General features: G+C 30.9%; 21 protein-coding genes and 1 pseudogene. 16 read left to right on the top strand and 6 right to left on the bottom strand.

Translation table 11 applies throughout. The features are described 5' to 3' along the window. The first annotated feature begins 98 nt into the window (after positions 1 to 98). From RHP49_08465 to RHP49_08390, 16 genes are all read left to right on the top strand, one after another. The gene (locus RHP49_08465) at positions 99 to 602 is read left to right on the top strand and encodes a cytochrome c (protein WNH14272.1); all 504 of its coding nucleotides are present in this window, start codon (positions 99 to 101) and stop codon (positions 600 to 602) included. A 6-nt stretch (positions 603 to 608) separates the two neighbouring features. Continuing rightward, positions 609 to 1,178, top strand: a complete 570-nt coding sequence (locus RHP49_08460) for a fasciclin domain-containing protein (GenBank protein ID WNH14271.1) — start codon at positions 609 to 611, stop codon at positions 1,176 to 1,178. 18 nt (positions 1,179 to 1,196) lie between these two features. Continuing rightward, a complete protein-coding gene (gene nosZ, locus RHP49_08455) occupies positions 1,197 to 3,155 on the top strand; it encodes a Sec-dependent nitrous-oxide reductase (protein WNH14270.1) in 1,959 nt (652 codons plus the stop codon). 125 nt (positions 3,156 to 3,280) lie between these two features. Further along, positions 3,281 to 3,871, top strand: coding sequence for a hypothetical protein (locus RHP49_08450; GenBank protein WNH14269.1), 591 nt, complete (start codon positions 3,281 to 3,283; stop codon positions 3,869 to 3,871). A gap of 32 nt (positions 3,872 to 3,903) precedes the next feature. Beyond that, on the top strand, positions 3,904 to 4,341 hold the full coding sequence (locus RHP49_08445) for a nitrous oxide reductase accessory protein NosL (GenBank protein WNH14268.1): 438 nt from the start codon (positions 3,904 to 3,906) through the stop codon (positions 4,339 to 4,341). Between the two features lie 4 nt (positions 4,342 to 4,345). Next, positions 4,346 to 5,581: a nitrous oxide reductase family maturation protein NosD gene (locus RHP49_08440; GenBank protein WNH14267.1), complete on the top strand. Its 1,236-nt coding sequence runs from the start codon at positions 4,346 to 4,348 to the stop codon at positions 5,579 to 5,581. Beyond that, positions 5,575 to 6,282, top strand: a complete 708-nt coding sequence (locus tag RHP49_08435) for an ABC transporter ATP-binding protein (GenBank protein WNH14266.1) — start codon at positions 5,575 to 5,577, stop codon at positions 6,280 to 6,282. The genes RHP49_08440 and RHP49_08435 overlap by 7 nt, the downstream gene beginning before the upstream one ends. Next, positions 6,275 to 7,057, top strand: a complete 783-nt coding sequence (locus RHP49_08430) for an ABC transporter permease (protein WNH14265.1) — start codon at positions 6,275 to 6,277, stop codon at positions 7,055 to 7,057. Before RHP49_08435 ends, RHP49_08430 begins: the two co-directional genes overlap by 8 nt. 233 nt (positions 7,058 to 7,290) lie before the next feature. Then, on the top strand, positions 7,291 to 7,677 hold the full coding sequence (locus tag RHP49_08425) for a cytochrome c (protein WNH14264.1): 387 nt from the start codon (positions 7,291 to 7,293) through the stop codon (positions 7,675 to 7,677). Between the two features lie 19 nt (positions 7,678 to 7,696). Next, entirely contained in the window at positions 7,697 to 9,043 is a 1,347-nt protein-coding gene (locus RHP49_08420; GenBank protein ID WNH14263.1) for a cbb3-type cytochrome c oxidase subunit I, read from the top strand. A 198-nt stretch (positions 9,044 to 9,241) separates the two neighbouring features. After that, on the top strand, positions 9,242 to 10,024 hold the full coding sequence (locus tag RHP49_08415) for a CbbQ/NirQ/NorQ/GpvN family protein (GenBank protein WNH14262.1): 783 nt from the start codon (positions 9,242 to 9,244) through the stop codon (positions 10,022 to 10,024). A 72-nt stretch (positions 10,025 to 10,096) separates the two neighbouring features. Beyond that, positions 10,097 to 11,872: a VWA domain-containing protein gene (locus RHP49_08410; GenBank protein ID WNH14261.1), complete on the top strand. Its 1,776-nt coding sequence runs from the start codon at positions 10,097 to 10,099 to the stop codon at positions 11,870 to 11,872. 59 nt (positions 11,873 to 11,931) lie between these two features. After that, complete coding sequence (locus RHP49_08405; GenBank protein ID WNH14260.1) at positions 11,932 to 12,909, top strand: PAS domain-containing protein; 978 nt, start codon at positions 11,932 to 11,934, stop codon at positions 12,907 to 12,909. A 3-nt stretch (positions 12,910 to 12,912) separates the two neighbouring features. Beyond that, positions 12,913 to 13,233 carry a hypothetical protein gene (locus RHP49_08400; GenBank protein ID WNH14259.1) on the top strand — a complete coding sequence of 107 codons (321 nt, stop codon included), beginning with the start codon at positions 12,913 to 12,915 and terminating at the stop codon, positions 13,231 to 13,233. Next, on the top strand, positions 13,203 to 13,493 hold the full coding sequence (locus RHP49_08395) for a cytochrome c oxidase subunit 3 (GenBank protein ID WNH14258.1): 291 nt from the start codon (positions 13,203 to 13,205) through the stop codon (positions 13,491 to 13,493). Before RHP49_08400 ends, RHP49_08395 begins: the two co-directional genes overlap by 31 nt. 74 nt (positions 13,494 to 13,567) lie before the next feature. Further along, the gene (locus RHP49_08390; protein WNH14257.1) at positions 13,568 to 13,801 is read left to right on the top strand and encodes a cytochrome C oxidase subunit IV family protein; all 234 of its coding nucleotides are present in this window, start codon (positions 13,568 to 13,570) and stop codon (positions 13,799 to 13,801) included. A gap of 16 nt (positions 13,802 to 13,817) precedes the next feature. Here the strand turns inward: RHP49_08390 and RHP49_08385 are convergent, their stop codons facing one another. The 6 genes and pseudogenes from RHP49_08385 to RHP49_08360 all read right to left on the bottom strand — a co-directional run bounded on the left by RHP49_08385 (position 13,818) and on the right by RHP49_08360 (position 18,199). Beyond that, positions 13,818 to 14,282, bottom strand: coding sequence for a hemerythrin domain-containing protein (locus tag RHP49_08385; protein WNH14256.1), 465 nt, complete (start codon positions 14,280 to 14,282; stop codon positions 13,818 to 13,820). Continuing rightward, positions 14,279 to 15,466 (bottom strand): hypothetical protein, encoded by a 1,188-nt coding sequence (locus RHP49_08380; GenBank protein ID WNH14255.1) that lies wholly within the window; start codon positions 15,464 to 15,466, stop codon positions 14,279 to 14,281. The genes RHP49_08385 and RHP49_08380 overlap by 4 nt, the downstream gene beginning before the upstream one ends. Before the next feature lie 120 nt (positions 15,467 to 15,586). Continuing rightward, positions 15,587 to 16,319: pseudogene (gene ric, locus RHP49_08375) on the bottom strand (iron-sulfur cluster repair di-iron protein). A gap of 48 nt (positions 16,320 to 16,367) precedes the next feature. Continuing rightward, positions 16,368 to 16,802, bottom strand: coding sequence for an Rrf2 family transcriptional regulator (locus RHP49_08370; protein ID WNH14254.1), 435 nt, complete (start codon positions 16,800 to 16,802; stop codon positions 16,368 to 16,370). 72 nt (positions 16,803 to 16,874) lie between these two features. Next, positions 16,875 to 17,225 carry a hypothetical protein gene (locus RHP49_08365; protein ID WNH14253.1) on the bottom strand — a complete coding sequence of 117 codons (351 nt, stop codon included), beginning with the start codon at positions 17,223 to 17,225 and terminating at the stop codon, positions 16,875 to 16,877. Continuing rightward, positions 17,225 to 18,199, bottom strand: a complete 975-nt coding sequence (locus tag RHP49_08360; protein ID WNH14252.1) for a polyprenyl synthetase family protein — start codon at positions 18,197 to 18,199, stop codon at positions 17,225 to 17,227. The genes RHP49_08365 and RHP49_08360 overlap by 1 nt, the downstream gene beginning before the upstream one ends. Between the last annotated feature and the right edge of the window lie 60 nt (positions 18,200 to 18,259).

Below are 18,259 nucleotides of genomic sequence, written 5' to 3'. Positions count from 1 at the left end.
TATACAAATATAAAAAAGATAATTTTGTCTTAAATATGACATATATCATTTTATATTATTAATCAAGATTATAGATTTGACAAATAAATTTAATCAATATGAAAACAACAACACTAAAAACTTTAATGACATTATTAATTTTACTACTTATAAGCTGTGGTGGTAAAGAAGAAAAAAAGAAAGCAGGTTTCTCTTACGAAAAAACAACTACAACAGAAAAAAAAGTAACTAAAGCTGAGCCTGTTACTGCATCAAAAAGAATAGACTTAAACGACAAAGGCGTTGGTCCAATAAAATCTGTTGAACTTGGGGATGAAATAGATCAAACCATGGCAACTCATGGTGAAGATGTGTATAAAAAAATGTGTACTGCATGCCACCGTGTAGATAAAAAATTTATTGGCCCAGCACCATTAGGCATTTTAGAACGTAGGACTCCAGAATGGGTTATGAATATGATTTTAAATCCAGAAGAAATGATGCAAAAAAACCCTTTAGCTAAAGATTTATTAACTGAATTTAATGGTGCTCCTATGGCAAATCAAAACCTTACAGAGGCCGAAGCTAGAGCTGTTTTAGAATACTTTAGAACATTAAAATAATATTATATGAAAACCAACTTAAACATTTTACTTACCGTTTTCCTTGTTGTTTTCTTTTTTAATTGTAAAAATAATAAAGAAACTCCTGCAGAAACATCTACAACTACAGTTGTATCTACAACTGATGAAAAACAAGGACAAGCTTTTATTGAAGATGACGGCTCTACTCCAAACATATTGCAAATAGCAATCGGTTCAAAAGATCATACAACACTTGTAGCTGCTGTTCAGGCAGCCGAATTGGAAAATGCTTTAGTAAATGCTGGTCCACTAATGGTTTTTGCACCAACAAACGATGCTTTTGCGGCATTACCAGCAGGAACAGTTGAGAATTTATTAAAACCTGAGAACAAAGCCACTTTATCAAATATTTTATTAAACCACGTTACACCTGGCAACTACTCAAAAGACTTTCTAAAGAAATTTAAAAAACTAGGGCAAGCTAATAATCAAAGCGTAAACGTAGAAGTTATTGAAGATGATGTATTTATTGGAGGAGCCAAAATAATTGCTAGTATACCTGCTGGAAATGGTATTATACATGTTGTAGATAAAGTTATTTTGCCTGAAAACTAATCATTTAAATAATACATTATGAAAAAAATATTAAATAGTTCTATAGGATTTTTAATTATTGCTTTGACTTTTGCAAGTTGCAATAATGGAGATTCTTCAAAATCAAACAGTGCATTAAGTTCTAATGCTGCCGAAAAAGTATATGTTGCTCCAGGGCAGCACGATGAGTTTTATGCGTTTATTTCTGGAGGATTTAGCGGACAATTATCTGTATATGGCTTACCGTCTGGACGCCTTTTTAAAGTAATTCCTGTATTTTCTCAAGATGCAGAAAAAGCATATGGTTATAACGAAGAAACTAGCCCTATGTTAAACACATCTCATGGTTTTATTCCTTGGGATGATTCTCACCACCCTGATATTTCGCAAACCAATGGGGAACTTGATGGCAGGTATATTTACATTAATGCAAACAATACACCTCGTATTGCAAAAATTGATTTAACAACTTTTGAAACTACAGAGATTATTGAAATTCCTAATAGTGCTGGAAATCACAGTTCATCATTTGTAACTGAAAACACGGAGTATGTTGTTGCAGGCACTCGATTTTCAGTACCTATTCCTCAAAAAGATATGTCTATTAAAGATTATAAAGGCAACTTTAAAGGCGCTTTATCATTTTTAAAGGTAAATCCAGACAATGGTGAAATGTCTATTAAATTTCAAATATTAATGCCTGGATTTAATTATGATTTATCACACCCTGGACGTGGAAAATCTCACGGATGGTTCTTTTTTACTACCTATAATACCGAGGAAGCTAATTCTCTTTTAGAAGTTAATGCATCACAAAACGATAAAGATTTTATTGCTGCCATAAACTGGAAAAAAATTGAAGAATATGTAAACAATGGTGGTGGAACTAAAATGCCAACTAACTATGCGCATAATGTATATAGTGATGAAACACATTCTGCTACATCTACTATGATAAAAGAGGTTTTAACAATTAACCCAATAGATGTTCCTGGGGCTGTTTTCTTATTGCCTACTCCAAAATCACCCCATGGTTGTGATGTAGATCCTACTGGTGAATATATAGTTGGTAACGGAAAACTTTCAGCTAATTTAACAGTACATTCATTTACTAAAATGCAAGATGCCATTGCTAATAAAAAATTTGATGGTGATGCTTACGGTATTCCAATATTAAAATTTGAAGATGTACTTGCAGGGTCTGTAGAACAACCAGGATTAGGACCATTACATACAGAATTTGATGGAAAAGGGAATGCCTACACAACATTCTTTATTTCATCTGAAGTAGTAAAATGGAAATTAGGAACTTGGGAAGTTATAGATAGAAAACCTACATATTACTCTGTTGGTCACTTAATGATTCCCGGAGGAAACTCAGCAAAACCTTTTGGTAAATATGTTGTTGCCATGAATAAAATTACTAAAGACCGTTATTTACCAACAGGTCCAGAAGTTACTCAATCGGCTCAACTTTATGATATATCTGGTGATAAAATGGAATTGCTTCTAGATTTTCCAACAATCGGTGAACCTCATTATGCTGCTGGTTGTCCCGCCTCATTAATTGAAGGAAATTCTAAAAAACTTTATAAATTGGCAGAAAACAAACACCCATATGCTGCCAAAAGTGATGCCGACACTAAAGTAGTTAGAAATGGCAAAGAAGTTCATATACAAATGACCATGATACGGAGCCACTTTTCACCAGATAATATTGAAGGTATTAAAGTAGGAGACAAAGTATATTTTCATGTTACTAATTTAGAGCAAGATTATGATGTGCCTCATGGTATTGCTATGATTGGAGCCAACACATCCGAATTACTAATTATGCCAGGACAAACCGAAACATTTATTTGGGAACCTAAACAAGTTGGTGTTTGGCCATTTTATTGTACAGATTTCTGTTCTGCTTTACATCAAGAAATGCAAGGTTATATTCGTGTATCTCCTGCGTCATCAAACCTAGAATTATCTTGGTCTTTAGGCGAATAACAACTTACTAAAATTAAGGAAATTTTGTTTTAGTGTTTATTTCCTTATCAAGGCGAGAGTTGAATTATTGCTCTCGCCTTTCTTTTCAAACATTAAAAACAATAATATAATTAAGACTCAAAATAATGAAAAAGTCAAATATTATAATGCTTATCGCCGCTTTATTGCCTTTGGGCTTATTTCTTTTTCCGCTTTGGAAAATCACCTTAGAAGCGCCCCAATACCCAACGCCTTTAGGCATGTATATCCATATCAATGATTTTTCGGATGCGAATCCCTTTGATATTAAAAATATTAATTTGATGAATCATTATGTAGGCATGAAATATATTCCGGATGCAATTCCTGAATTCAAAATTTTTCCTATTGGAATTATTCTTACAACCATTTTAGGATTAATAATTGCTTTTAAAGGCAACTATAAATGGTTCTTATTTTGGTTTGTTTTAATGATTGTATTATGTAGTGCTGGCTTATACGACTTTTATCTTTGGGAACATGATTATGGTCATGAATTAGACCCTAAAGCCATTATGAAGTTTACCAATCCAGATGGCAGTGTAATGGGGTTTCAGCCACCTTTGTTTGGTAGTAAAGACATTTTAAATTTTAAAGCACATTCCTACCCTCGTTTAGGCGCATTATTTTTAGGTTTAGGTATAGCCTCAGCATTTATCGCCTTTTTAATTGGCAAGAAAAAAACCATAAAAAGTTAACTATGTAGAGAAAAAAACAAACACTAAAAAACATGCAAACACTAAAACACTATTACACAGGCATACTATTGCTGTTATTTTTCAGCTGTAATGTATCTCCCAAGGCTATAAACTATGGCGATGACGGCTGTTATTTTTGTAAAATGACAATTGTAGACAAAGTTCATGCCGCCGAAATTGTTACTAAAAAAGGTAAAATTTATAAATTTGATGCATCAGAATGTATGATTCATTTTATGAAAGAATTTGATACTTCAGAAATCAAACTGTATCTTTCAAATAATTATACAGCACCAGAATCACTTATAGATGCAACTAAATCTACTTTTTTAATAAGTAAAAACATTCCGAGTCCGATGGGAGCATATTTATCAGCATTCAAAACTGAAGAAGACGCAAAAAAAATTCAATCGGAAAAAGGAGGAACATTATATACTTGGAACCAACTACTAGCACATTTAAAAAACTAGTAAAATGCACAAAATATCCTTTTTTTTACTAGTCATTTTAATGACTTACTCTTGTTATGCTCAAAAAATTGAAGTATGCAACTCTTGTGCCATTTCTTCATTAAAAAAAGCCATAATGCAAGCCAAAGATTATGATACTATCATAGTAAAAAAAGGCATCTATAAAGAGCATAAAATTTTAATTGATAAACCACTCACTATTATTGGCAAAAACTACCCTTTAATAGACGGTGAAAAAAAGGGAGAAATCATTACTGTTGTTTCTAATAATGTAACCGTTGATGGTTTGTTTATAATAAATGTTGGTACCAGTTACACCGAAGATTATGCAGCTATTCGTATTAAACGAAGTAAACATTTTGTAATTAAAAACTTGGTTTTAGAGAAATTATTTTTCGGAATTTATATTGAAAAATCAAGCTTCGGAAAAATTTATCATAATAAAATAGTTGGTGATGCGATACAAGAATACAATTCAGGAAATGGAATTCAATTATGGTACAGCAATCATATTGAAATTGAACACAATTATATAGAACATGTTCGTGATGGTATTTATTTAGAGTTTTCAGACGATTGTTTGATTAAAAATAACGTAAGTGCCCTAAATTTAAGATACGGATTGCATTTTATGTTTTCTAACAATGACGTCTATCAAGACAACACCTTCGAAAACAATGGTGCTGGTGTAGCTGTTATGTTTTCAAAAAAAATAAAAATGTACAACAATACTTTTAAAGAAAATTGGGGAACAGCATCTTATGGTATGCTTTTAAAAGAAATAAACGATGCAGAAATAATTGGGAATACATTTGAAGAAAACACGATAGGTATTAATATAGAAGGGTCAAACAGGATTGTTTATAAAAACAATAATTTTATAAATAACGGGTGGGCAATTAAAGTTCGTGGAGCCTGCTATACCAACAGTTTTTTAGAAAACAATTTCTTATATAATTCTTTTGATATTTCTTATAATAGCAATATAAATGACAATGTTTTCGATAGAAATTATTGGAGTAATTACACGGGTTACGATTTAAACAAAGATGGTATTGGAGATGTACCCTACAGACCTGTAAAACTCTTTTCTTACATTGTAAATCGCACTCCAGAAACCATCATATTATTACGTAGTTTATTTATAGATATTATAGATTTTTCTGAAAAGGTATCGCCCGTTTTTACTCCAGATAATCTTTTAGATAATAACCCTGTAACAAAAAAAATGTCATGGTAAACATTCAAAATTTACATAAAAGATTTGGAAAAAACCAAGTGCTAAGTGGTGTTGATTTAAGCATTAAAAAAGGTGGTGTTTTTGCGGTGCTTGGTCCTAATGGTTCTGGAAAAACCACTTTAATAAAATCTATTTTAGGAATGGTTATTCCTAATAAAGGAGAGATTTCTATTAACGATGAAAACATAAAGAAAAACTCAAATTACAGACATCAAATTGATTATTTGCCACAAATAGCTAATTTTCCAAGTAATTTAAAAGTAAAAGAGCTTATTAAAATGATAAAGGATTTACGTGGTAAAACTAATGAAGATGAACGACTAATAGACTTATTTAAATTGCATCCGTTTTTAGACAAAAAACTAGGAACACTTTCTGGCGGAACTAAGCAAAAAGTAAATCTGGTTTTAACCTTTATGTTTAATAGTCCGCTAATAATTTTAGATGAACCAACATCTGGTTTAGATCCTATTTCCCTTATTAGGCTAAAACATTTAATTCAAGCCGAAAAATCCAAAGGCAAAACCATTTTAATAACCTCGCATATTATGAGTTTTGTTGAAGAAGTGTCTGATGAAATTGTGTTTTTATTAGAAGGCAAAATTTACTTTAAAGGCACGGTTTCAAAATTAAAAACCAAAACCAATCAACCCGATTTCGAACATGCTATTGCATCCATTTTAACTGAAAATCATGCTTAAAATATTAAAATATAGTTTTTACGATTTAATGCGAAGCCGCTGGAGTTATGTGTATTTTGCTTTCTATTTATTATTAGGTATTATACTGCTGTTTTTAAACAACGATTTATCTAAAGCTGTTATCACTTTAATGAATGTAATCATTGTTTTAGTACCACTTATTGGAACCATATTTGGTGTTATGTATTATTACAACTCTAAAGAATTTACAGAACTTCTTTTGGCACAACCCATAAAACGCTCATCCATTTTTTTAGGACAATATTTAGGTGTTGCTTTATCTCTATCTATGAGTTTAATTTTAGGATTAGGTTTGCCTTTTGTGTTTTATGGGCTATTTAAAAGTAATGCCATTTGGGATTTTTCACTACTACTCATTACTGGCACATTTCTAACTTTAATATTTACAGCATTAGCTTATAATATTGCTTTATCAAACGAAAATAAAATTAAAGGCTTTGGATACGCTATTTTATTGTGGCTATTTCTAGGTATAATTTATGATGGTATCTTTTTAATGTCCTTAGTATTATTTGAAGATTACCCTCTCGATAAAGTATCTCTAATAGGAACCATGTTAAACCCTATTGATTTATCAAGAACTCTCATTCTTTTAAAATTAGATATTTCAGCCTTATTAGGTTATACGGGCGCTATTTTTAAACAATTTTTCGGCACTAGTTTCGGACTAATAGTCTCTTTTTCAATGCTAATTATTTGGATTATTTTACCTGTTTTAAGAATCGTTTTTAAAGCAAAAAAGAAAGATTTTTAAAACATTATTCACTACTACATAAATTATTTAATCAAGCAAAGTCGCTAGAAACCAAAAACTGATAAATGTCATGTTTTTTGAAAATCTTAAAAGGTATTTTTGCTTCATTCTTTAAATAGGATAAAATTATCCTATTTAAAAATTTCATGAACCAAATAAATAATACTAATCAAAACTAATTAAATATGTTATCAAAAAAACAAGCAAGAGCTTTCTTTCTTGGTGGAACAGTAGTGACTTTTCTGATATTTATTGGACTTACCATTTATTCTTTTAGTAAATCTAATGACCAATCTAATGATGAAAATATTACAGAAGCTGTTGTAAGAGGAAAGCACATTTGGGAAGAAAACAACTGTATGGGGTGCCACACAATTATGGGTGAAGGCGCATATTATGCTCCCGAATTAACAAAGGTAGTTGAACGCCGAGGCGAAGGTTACATTAAAGCTGTATTAATGACCCCTGTAGATTGGGCTCCTAATGGCAGAAAAATGGTCGCTTATGGATTTTCTAAGGAAGAAGCTGAAGATCTGATTGCCTTTTTTAACTGGATTGGAGAAATAGATTTAAATGGTTTCGAAACCGTGGTATCTCCACTATCCAAAGATGATAACTAACTAACAGAAATATAAACAAATGAAATATAAATCACAAAAAGTAGCATATTGGTTTTTTGCCCTTTCCATGCTATTATTCGGATTACAAATAGTATATGGTTTTATAATGGGTTTTGCACATGCTGGAATGGATGGTTTGCATAGCTTCATTCCTTTCAACACCGCCAGAGCAGTACATACTAATCTTTTAGTTGTATGGCTATTATCTGGTTTTATGGGTGCAGCCTATTATATTATTCCAGAAGAAGCACAACGCGAATTAGTAAGTGTAAAACTTGCTTATGTACAATTAATAAGTCTTGCTCTTGTTGGTGTTACCGCTATTGTAGGATACCATTTCAACTATTGGGAAGGACGTAAATTTTTAGAAATACCAAGACCATTAGACTATCTAGTAGTTGTAAATGTTTTACTCTTTTTAGGTCTCATTCTAACAACATTATTTAAAGGAAAACGAAGAACAACAACAGCCTTAGTGCTTTCAATGGGTCTCTTATTTGCGGCCTTACTATATTTACCAGGTATGCTTCCTTTTGATAGTCAAATAAAAGATTCTTTCTTCAGGTGGTGGGTAGTTCATCTTTGGGTAGAAGGTGTTTGGGAACTTATTATGGGTGGTATTTTATCATTCCTATTAATCAAACTTACTGGAGTAGATAGAGAGGTTATTGAAAAATGGCTGTATGTAATTGTTGGACTAACATTCCTTTCTGGTGTTTTAGGAACAGGACATCACTATTACTACATTGGTGTAAACAAGATTTGGCTAATTGTAGGTGGTATTTTCTCTGCTCTAGAGCCTTTAGCCTTTTTAGCCATGGCTTTATTTGCTGTAAATATGTATAGAAAAGGTGAAAAGAAACACCCTAACAAACTCGCTTTATATTGGACACTTGGAGCTGCTATTGTATCATTTATAGGTGCAGGTCTATTAGGTTTCGCACATACATTACCACAAACAAACCTCTACACACATGGTACTTTAGTTACTGCAATGCATGGTCACTTAGCATTTTGGGGAGCATACGCTATGATAGTTTTAGCTATTATTAGTTATAGTTTACCAAATATGACGGGTAGAAAACTTTACGAAAGCACACGAGGTAGAATGGCATTTTGGATGTCTAATATTGGCATGATAGGGATGACAGTTGCTTTTGGAGTTGCTGGTGTTGCTCAAGTATATCTAGAACGTAAGTTTAAAATGGAATTCATAGCTGTTCAAAAAGAAATTGAAGTTCATTTTATTGTACTTATTATTTGCGCAACCTTATTCATGACAGGTATCATATTGTATTTTATAGATTTCTATAAACATGGTAGACCAAATGATGAAGCTTTAGAAATAACACCAATTAACAACTAGACTAACTTTGCCAGAGTTAAAATTTGAAAGAAGAAAATACCATTTCTGTATTGAAAATGCAGGAATGGTATAGCTCTGGTTTTTTGCAGCTATTTCCTGCTTTTCATTATATCTTTTTTGAAGAAAAAAAAGGTTAAGACAATCGAAGGGTTGTAAAACGGTGGAAATCAGGGCTAAACATAATTGCTAACATTTAGTATGACTAAAATGAACACACCATATTACCAACCTATTCATAAAGAAATTGATGTTTTTGAGCATACCTATAAATGTAAAATTCCGTTTTTACTAAAAGGTCCAACAGGAACCGGTAAATCTAGATTTATTGAGTTTATGGCACACAAACTTGACACCAAATTAATTACAATTTCATGTCATGAGGAAACCTCATCTACAGATTTAATAGGACGATTTATTATAAAAGGAGCCGAAACTATTTGGTTAGACGGTCCATTAACCACAGCAGTTAAAGAAGGACATATTATCTATTTAGATGAAATTGCTGAGGCTAGACCAGATGTTATTGTTGCTATTCACTCTTTAACAGATCACCGTAGAGAATTGTTTATAGATAAACTTGGTGAAACTTTTAAAGCACATGAAAACTTTATGTTGGTAGCTTCTTTTAACCCTGGATATCAACGTGGGTTTAAAGAATTAAAACCATCTACAAGACAACGCTTTGTTTCTATATCTTTTGATTATCCAGAAGCAAAACTAGAAGCAGAAATTCTAGTTTCGGAAACAAATATTCAACCAGATATTGCAAAAAAATTAGTCAATATTGCTACAAAAATTAGAAATCTAACTGAATTAGGTTTAACCGAAACCGTATCTACAAGATTGTTAGTTGATGCCGCAAAACTTATTCATGTTGGCTTACCAAAACGACTTTCTGTTCATGTGGCAGTAATAGAACCTCTAACAGACGATCTAGAAGTTATTCAAGCGCTTAAAGATTTAAGTGATTTAATGATATAATTCAGTAAACAGTTACAGTAGCAGTAAACACTGCACACTGAGACTGAGAACTGCGACTGAACACAGAAAACTATGTTTGAGTTTGAACCAGACGAATATATTTTTACCAAATTTGCTTTCTTTTTTAAAAACAGAAAAAAGAAAAAAGAAGCACAACTTGAGCATGCAGTAAACTTAACCGATATCAAATCCCGGTTAGTCATTTTTGCCCGTGCCATTACAGGAGAATCTATAGAAATTTTTGAAGCAGAAAGAGAAGGCGGTTACAGAAATAATAACTTCTTCTTACCTTCAAAATATTATGAATTCTCAACCCAAGAAGAAAATATTTCCTTCTACCTATTTAGAGTTTTATACCTGTCAATTCAAAAAAATTTAAATTTAAATTGGAATGATAATCAGGATTATGATTTAATCGAATCACAAAACAAAGCAAAAGAATATTCAAGTGCCGTTTTAAAATCGTTATTTGATCAATTTCCTATTACTCAAAAATATTACCAAAAATTCATAGCACATCAACAATCAAAATCTAGTGCAAAACAACCTGCAGATTTCACTTTTATTTATGGAAAGTGGATGCGAAACTCGGCTGAAGACAATTCAAAAAAGAAATTAAAAAATTTTACAGACAAAGTAAAAGAAGCTAATCAAGAAGAACCAAAAACAACAATTAAATCTAAAGCTGTAGAAGAAATCATTTCGGTCCAAATAGACCAAAAGCAGATGGAAGATGCTGTTTTACAACATCAATTTGAAAAGGTTGAAACTGCCGAAGAATTTGGAGGAAATTTTAGAGATATGGATGGCGACGATGATTTAGAAGATCACTCAAATGCATTAGACGATGTTAAAATGAAACATACCGTTCGTGTTGATGATGTAGCTCACTCGGTATATCAAGCCGATTTTATTGAAAACACCACAATTGCTGAAAGCTCTGAGAATGAAGGCGAGGGACATTTTATAAACTATGATGAATGGGATTATGCTGCTAGAACTTATAAAGAAAATTTTTGTAAAGTGTACCCAAAAACACAATTAACGTGTGATATACCTTATTACAAAAAAACACTTCATGAAAACCGATCTACTTTGGTTGGTTTGCGTAAAATGCTAACGACGGTTAATAACAAATATCAGCAAAAAAGACGACAAACTCAGGGAGAAGAATTTGATATTGATGCTATAACAGATCTGTTTATTGATGTTAAAACTGGACATACTCCTTCTGAAAATATATATATATCAAAACGGAAAAAAGAAAAAGATTTATCTATTTTATTACTATTAGATACCAGTCTTTCTAGTGATGGCTATGCAGCGGGAAATAGAGTTATTGATGTAGAAAAACAGGTGTCAATTCTATTTGGTGAAATATTAAATGAGTTCAATATCGATTTCTCCATTGACTGTTTTTATTCAAAAACCAGAAATCATTCTAGTTACATCACACTAAAAGGTTTTGACGACAATTGGGATACCGCAAAACATAGAGTTGGTGGTATAGAGCCCTGTGGATATACCCGTATTGGTACTGCGTTAAGACATTCTGGAGCTTTATTAGACAAACGCGACACCAAAAACAAATGGGTTATTTTAATTTCAGATGGAAAACCAAATGACTATGATAAATACGAAGGCAAATATGGTATAAATGACGTAAAACAAGCCCTTAGAGAATTAAACGAACGTCAAATAAATTCCTATGCATTAGCAATCGAAGCCAATGCTAAATATTATTTACCGCAAATGTTTGGTCAAAATCATTATCAAATACTTACCAATCCTGTTGAATTATTACAATCGTTAGTTCAACTTTATGAAAAAATTAAACATCAGTCTTAAAAAAACAATTACACGTTTTTAGAAAATTATATCATAAATAATTAAAAATTTTAGATAAAATGAATTCCTTTTTACCCGTAGTAGAAACATTGCCAAATGGGCATCCTGTAAAAGTATATTATCAAGAAAGCTCTTTAATTCAAAGCTTAATATTAGAATTGAAAGAAGTAAATCCCGCAGACGATTTTCAAAAATATTACAATGTTTTCAATCAATTAGCTACTATTGAAAAACGCTTTGTACGCAAAGAGAATCAATTATTTCCTTATTTGGAAAAACATGGTTGGGAAGGACCCAGTCAAGGCATGTGGTCATTTCATGATAATTTACGAGATCAAATAAAACTACTTAACAACTATAACTCAGAAAAAAACACTCAAAAAATTCATGAAAACATCCCCTATTTAACATTAGGAATTGAACGCTTATTAACTATTGAAGATATGCGTTTGTTTCCTAATGCTATGGATTTGATAACTGAAGAAGAATGGAAAGATTTTTATATTGGTGATGCAGAAATTGGCTGGATGCTAGATGAAAAACCTACGCCTTATCCATCCGTTGAAAAAGAAGCATATATACATCCTAGTGAAGATAATACCAAAAGAGATTTATCTTTTTCGCTAGAAAACACATTTCATTATGATGAAGGTTACATGACTCCTGAACAAGTAAATTTATTATTGCGCTTTTTACCCATAGACATTACCTATGTAGATGAAAATGACAAAGTAATTTTTTACAACCGTGGAGATGATCGTGTTTTTTCTCGTAGTAAAGGTATTATTGGTCGTGAAGTGCGCTTTTGTCATCCACCAAAAAGTGTGGATATGGTATTGCGAATTGTTGACGAATTTAGAGCAGGCACCAAAGATGTTGCTGAATTTTGGTTCAATTTTAAAGGCAAGATTATCCATATTAGATATTTTGCTATTAGAGATAATGATAAAAACTATAAAGGAGTTATAGAAATGTCTCAAGATATAACAGACATTCAGAAAATAGAGGGAGAAAAACGATTATTAGATTGGGATTAAATTATGAGTGTTCAACAAATTAATTCAAAAAACATTTGGTATCCTCCTGGAGGTATACTCATGTGGATTATTATATTTTTAGAGCTTTTTACTTTTGGTGCTGCTCTAATAGCCATGGTATATTACGGCAATCAAGACCTTGAAATTTTTCATGATTCAAGCTTAAAACTTAATACTACTTTTGGTATGATTAACACCCTGTTTTTACTTACTAGTGGTTACTTTATGGCGGTTTCAGTTAGCGAATTAAAAAAAAGAACAAAGATAAATTTAAAAAACTACTGCTTTTTACTATGCTTTTTGGCGGGTTATTTCTTTGTTTAAAAAGCTTTGAATATTATGAAAAACTTGGCGAGGGCATTACTGTTGGATACAATACATTCTTCACGTTTTATTGGATGCTTACCTTATTTCATGTCATTCATGTTATTGTTGGCTTAGTGATTTTAGCATCAGTTTATTTCGGAATAAAAAAAGAAAAATCTAATACAAGTATTGAAGATGTTGAAGCTAGTGGTGCTTTTTGGCATATGTGCGATTTAATTTGGATGATGCTTTTTCCTGTAATTTATTTGCTTTTTTAGCCCATAATGGACATTTGGAAACGAAAACCAATAATTAAAACATAAAACAACGGTTAATACAAACTTTTAAATAGATGAAAAACACAGCTACCTTAACTTGGGTTATTTTAATAATGCTTACAATAACTTCGGCATTAATTTCAAAGCTTGAGAGTAAATATATTGTACTCACTATTTTAATACTATCAGCTCTAAAGTTTTTAGGTATTGCGTTTCAGTTTATGGAATTAAAAAAAGCGAATGCGTTTTGGAAAGGAATAATTATTGGGTTTGTTGTCCTTTTTGGAATAGGAATACTGCTTGTTTAAAGTTAGAAAAGAAAAACTAGAGCCAAAACTCATCATCTAACTTATCAATAAAATCATCATGCTGATGAATTTTTTCAATAATAGCTAATTGGTCTTCTGTAGCTACTTTTTGTATTTCTGGAAATAATACGCGTTCTTCAAAACGGATATGCTTATCTAATTCTTCTTCAATTATACTTAACGTTTTAGCGTCATCATTAATTTCTTTGGTAAACAACCGTTTTAATCGTCTGTGATCTGCCAATGCACGCTTAATTAGTTCATCTTTTTCATTTAAAATGGTAAAAACATGAGCTTCTTCCATTTCAAAATGAGGTATTAAATGTGTTTCAAAAAACCAATCGGCATAGGCTTTTATTCGTTTTGGTTCTATATTTTTACTAAACCCCGTTCTTATTTTCCAAGATAATAACAAACCATGATGATGATCTCTACTTAAAGGCTGAAGTGCTATATGTCTTCTTTGTGGTTTCTGATTCATACTTTTTTTGTTTTTAAAATATTAATGATAATGAGTATAATTCCTAATGGTAAAAAAATACTAGAAAGGAATAAAAAAAGATAATAGTTTGTTATAATTCCTTTTCCGAAGTAAAACATACTTCCTTGAATTATTATTAGCAATTCAGTTAAAAGAAATCCTAAAAAAAACAGGAACACCCCAAAATACATCCACCTATTAATTGTAACTATTTTACTTTGTAATAGAAATCCAAATAGAAATCCTGAAATAACTCCCAACATCGTTAAATGAATAAAACCAATAATAAAATTACGGTGCTGATAAGCAACTTCTGAAACATCTGGAATAAGTGATAATAATTGTAAACCTATTTTTAAAACAAAACAAAATACAGCAAAACTATACATGTAAATAGTAAGTTTAGAATGATGATTTAGTAGTAAAACTTGATTAGGTTTTATTAGATTTAAAAATAATAGCAAGGTAACTAATTGAATTAAAACTCCTAACCCATTTATCCATAATAAAGCTATATGCGGTGCAAACCAATATACAGGTAAAGCCAATGTAAGTATGATTGACAATATTAAAAGTTTAAAAAACAACCTGAATTGGATAGAGTCTTCAACGTTTAAAACATGAAAAAATAAAGCAATAACAGCTAGAATAAACCACCCATTAAACTGAAAATGCAAAAAGAATTGAATGGCTATTTGATAAAATGCTGAAGCTTGACCTAGCATAGATACAGCGGGTCCCAAGCACCAAACCCCTAAAGTAGATAAAAGCATAAAAATAAGTGATGCTTTTAATAAATAACTAGTAATTATAGATTCTGCTTTATGATATTTCCAAATTAAATAAACAAAGTAATAACTGCAAAAAATGTGTAACGTTGAAAATGAAATTGAAATAGCCGCATAGCCTTGTAAAGGAAAACTAATCATCATGCCTACTACCGCAAACTGTGTTAGCCAAAACAGTCTATTAAATATAGGTTTCTTTTCTGGAACAAAATAATGTACAATGCATACATAAAGCATTAAATATACCCACCCTAACATAGCCACATGAGAATGTGCATGCATCAAAAACCGATAATTAATATTTATAGAATTAAGAAACGAATAGCGTAATGCCAACCCCATAAGGGCTGCAATTAAAAAATTAAATAAACATATTAGTACAAGTTTTTTTGACATTGTAATGACTTTAGCTAAATAAAAACACCAAATATATAAGTGTTTATACTAATTAAAAATTCCAGAAAGAACAAAAGTCTTTCTGGATTTTTAAATTAGAGCTATTATTAAAAATTGCTATTAACCAAATTGTTGTTCTAATTTAACAGCTCCAGGGAATAATATGTTGTTTTCTAAATGTATGTGTAAATGTAAGTCTTGTTCAAACTCTTGAAGCATTGCAAAAGTAACTTGATATGTATTACATCCGTCTGCAGGCGGATTGTAATTATTGGTTAGTTTAGCAATTTGTCTGAAACGTTCACCTTCATTATCATGTTCCTGCATCATCATAGCAATAGGGTTTTCTACGGTACCAAATTGTGGAGACTGTACAACGCCATTTTCTGATTTTGCATTAACCATTCTTTTTACAAATGGAAAAAGAATTAATTCTTCTTTTTTCATATGCGAAGTAAGCTCTCCTGCCGAAGCCGAAAAAAGTTCATTTATTTTGAATAACTCCGGATGTCTTTCTCCATGAACTGCACAAAGTTTATTTAAAAATTGATGCAGTACTGGAATCTTTTTCTTCTACATAACGGTGATGTTTTTTCTCAATATAATCAACCAACAAATCTAATGGCCACGATTTATAATCTATTGATTGATCTGTTTTAGAGTTTAAAACAGCATGTATTTCGTCTAAAAGCCTATTAACTTCAATTCCTTTTTTATTACAAACTTCTTCAACGGTTCTATCTCCTTTACAACAAAAATCGATGCCGTAATTATTAAATACTGCCGCAGTTCTAAAATCGTCTGCTACAAATTGTCCTATTTGCTTTTCTGAATCTTTATTTAATATTTCCATAATTAATTTTATTTCGGATATTTTTATCCTATTTATATTCAAATTTTTTTAGACCTTTAAAAATGATACGCCAGATTTTATATTAAGCGCCAATTCTTCCAACGTTGTGTTTTCTAACATGTGTTTTAATTCGTCTCTCACAATTTTAAATTTATCATGAACAGGACAAGGGTGTTTTTCATCACATATATCAAGCCCTAAGCCACAACCATTATAAATATTATCACCATCTATAGCATTTACAATTTGAGATAGCTTTATAACTTTAATATCTTTTTTATCAATCTCAAAACCACCGTATGCTCCCTTTACCGAATTTACAACATTATGCCTTACTAAAGCTTGTAATATTTTTGCTGTAAAAGCTTGTGGAGAATTTATTTCAATGGAAATTTCTTTCGGACTTACTCGTTTGCCCTCATAAGATTTTGTTGCAATAAAAATTGCTGCTTTAATACCATACTCACAAGCTTTGGAAAACATAAAATGATTATTATTTTATGCAAATATATGAAGATGTTTTTAATTAAGATAATTTTATCCTAATTAATTAACTTATTTATATTTATTTCTAAACCAAACTTTCTGCCATTCTCGTTTTAAAATTAAAAACGCCACATCTTCTGCAAGTTTAAGTGTATCATCACCATCTAATGCCTTAACCTTTTTTTCAGAAACATCTATAATATAAAGTAAATTAAGATAGTCGGCAAACTTCTCTTGAATGAGCTTGTATACGGTTTCATGTAATAAAAGTTTTAAGCTAGTAGGTAGAATTTCAACATGAAAATCTAAATCAATATTGGCTAACAAAAAATCTTTATTAAGTTGAAGAATTAGCTTTTTATATAAATCTAATTGATTTGCCTCTTCAATTAAATTTTCAAAAGTAGTTGGTAATTGCATTAAACGGTTCTATTCATTAAACTATTGCCAAAAGCTTTTAATAATGCCTTTTTCTCTTCAGATATATTTATAGATTCTAAAACTGTAAAAGCCTTTTGTGTATACTCTTCAATGGCTATTTTAGTAACTTCAGCAGAGCCCGATGATTCAAAATACTGCTTTGCTACTTCAATTTTGGTAGAAATATCTTCTGGGTTTGATGAAAAAAGCTGTTTTAATTCAGCTTTATCGTTTTCATTTGAAAATTCTAAAGCTTTAATATATAAATACGTTTTTTTATTCTCAATAATATCACCTCCTACTTGTTTTCCAAACGTTTTTGGATCGCCAAATGCATCTAAATAATCATCTTGTAATTGAAATGCAATACCTAAGTTTTTGCCAAACTGGTAAATATTGTTTTGATCTTCAATTGAAGCATTTGCAACAATAGCTCCCATTTGCATAGCAGCTGCAACTAAAACAGCTGTTTTATATTCAATCATTTTTAAATACTCGTCAATAGTAACATCATTTCTCGTTTCAAAATCGACATCATATTGTTGTCCTTCACAAACTTCTAAAGCTGTTTTACTAAAAAGTTTCGCCAATGCTTGAAATGTTTTGGCATCATAATTTTCAAATAACTGATACGCCATAATTAACATGGCATCACCAGAAAGAATTCCTGTATTTACATCCCATTTTTCATGCACCGTAGCTTTACCTCTTCTTAAAGGTGCATCATCCATAATATCATCGTGAATTAGAGAAAAATTATGAAATACCTCTATACTTAAAGCAGCATTTAAAGCCTTTTTATAATCTTGATTAAAAACTTCAGAAGTCATTAAAGTTAGAACCGGACGCAATCTCTTTCCTCCTAAATTCAAAATATATTGAATAGGACTATATAAAGTTTCTGGTTCTTTAACAGCTGAATATTTTTCTAAATATTCAACAAAAACATGTTGGTATTTTTCTATTGAAAGCATGTTGTAAAAATAAAGTAATTCATGGTATTAAAAACTCTCAATGTAAATTATGTGTTAAAT

This window comes from Flavobacteriaceae bacterium HL-DH10 (assembly GCA_031826515.1).
GTDB classification, from domain to species: Bacteria; Bacteroidota; Bacteroidia; order Flavobacteriales; family Flavobacteriaceae; genus Thalassobellus; species Thalassobellus suaedae.
Note: the sequence above shows the minus strand (reverse complement) of the source record. Positions and strands in the feature narration are given on the sequence as shown.

Excerpts from the sequence above, each read along its gene's own strand:
- RHP49_08385 (WNH14256.1), bottom strand. The coding sequence starts at position 14,282 with ATGAATCAGAAACCACAAAGAAGACATATAGCACTTCAGCCTTTAAGT.
- RHP49_08410 (WNH14261.1), top strand. The coding sequence starts at position 10,097 with ATGTTTGAGTTTGAACCAGACGAATATATTTTTACCAAATTTGCTTTC.
- RHP49_08360 (WNH14252.1), bottom strand. The coding sequence starts at position 18,199 with ATGCTTTCAATAGAAAAATACCAACATGTTTTTGTTGAATATTTAGAA.
- RHP49_08465 (WNH14272.1), top strand. The coding sequence starts at position 99 with ATGAAAACAACAACACTAAAAACTTTAATGACATTATTAATTTTACTA.
- RHP49_08395 (WNH14258.1), top strand. The coding sequence starts at position 13,203 with ATGCTTTTTGGCGGGTTATTTCTTTGTTTAAAAAGCTTTGAATATTAT.
- RHP49_08460 (WNH14271.1), top strand. The coding sequence starts at position 609 with ATGAAAACCAACTTAAACATTTTACTTACCGTTTTCCTTGTTGTTTTC.
- RHP49_08370 (WNH14254.1), bottom strand. The coding sequence starts at position 16,802 with ATGTTTTCCAAAGCTTGTGAGTATGGTATTAAAGCAGCAATTTTTATT.
- RHP49_08435 (WNH14266.1), top strand. The coding sequence starts at position 5,575 with ATGGTAAACATTCAAAATTTACATAAAAGATTTGGAAAAAACCAAGTG.
- RHP49_08445 (WNH14268.1), top strand. The coding sequence starts at position 3,904 with ATGCAAACACTAAAACACTATTACACAGGCATACTATTGCTGTTATTT.
- RHP49_08430 (WNH14265.1), top strand. The coding sequence starts at position 6,275 with ATGCTTAAAATATTAAAATATAGTTTTTACGATTTAATGCGAAGCCGC.
- RHP49_08405 (WNH14260.1), top strand. The coding sequence starts at position 11,932 with ATGAATTCCTTTTTACCCGTAGTAGAAACATTGCCAAATGGGCATCCT.
- RHP49_08440 (WNH14267.1), top strand. The coding sequence starts at position 4,346 with ATGCACAAAATATCCTTTTTTTTACTAGTCATTTTAATGACTTACTCT.
- nosZ (WNH14270.1), top strand. The coding sequence starts at position 1,197 with ATGAAAAAAATATTAAATAGTTCTATAGGATTTTTAATTATTGCTTTG.
- RHP49_08365 (WNH14253.1), bottom strand. The coding sequence starts at position 17,225 with ATGCAATTACCAACTACTTTTGAAAATTTAATTGAAGAGGCAAATCAA.
- RHP49_08380 (WNH14255.1), bottom strand. The coding sequence starts at position 15,466 with ATGTCAAAAAAACTTGTACTAATATGTTTATTTAATTTTTTAATTGCA.
- RHP49_08415 (WNH14262.1), top strand. The coding sequence starts at position 9,242 with ATGACTAAAATGAACACACCATATTACCAACCTATTCATAAAGAAATT.
- RHP49_08400 (WNH14259.1), top strand. The coding sequence starts at position 12,913 with ATGAGTGTTCAACAAATTAATTCAAAAAACATTTGGTATCCTCCTGGA.
- RHP49_08420 (WNH14263.1), top strand. The coding sequence starts at position 7,697 with ATGAAATATAAATCACAAAAAGTAGCATATTGGTTTTTTGCCCTTTCC.
- RHP49_08450 (WNH14269.1), top strand. The coding sequence starts at position 3,281 with ATGAAAAAGTCAAATATTATAATGCTTATCGCCGCTTTATTGCCTTTG.
- RHP49_08390 (WNH14257.1), top strand. The coding sequence starts at position 13,568 with ATGAAAAACACAGCTACCTTAACTTGGGTTATTTTAATAATGCTTACA.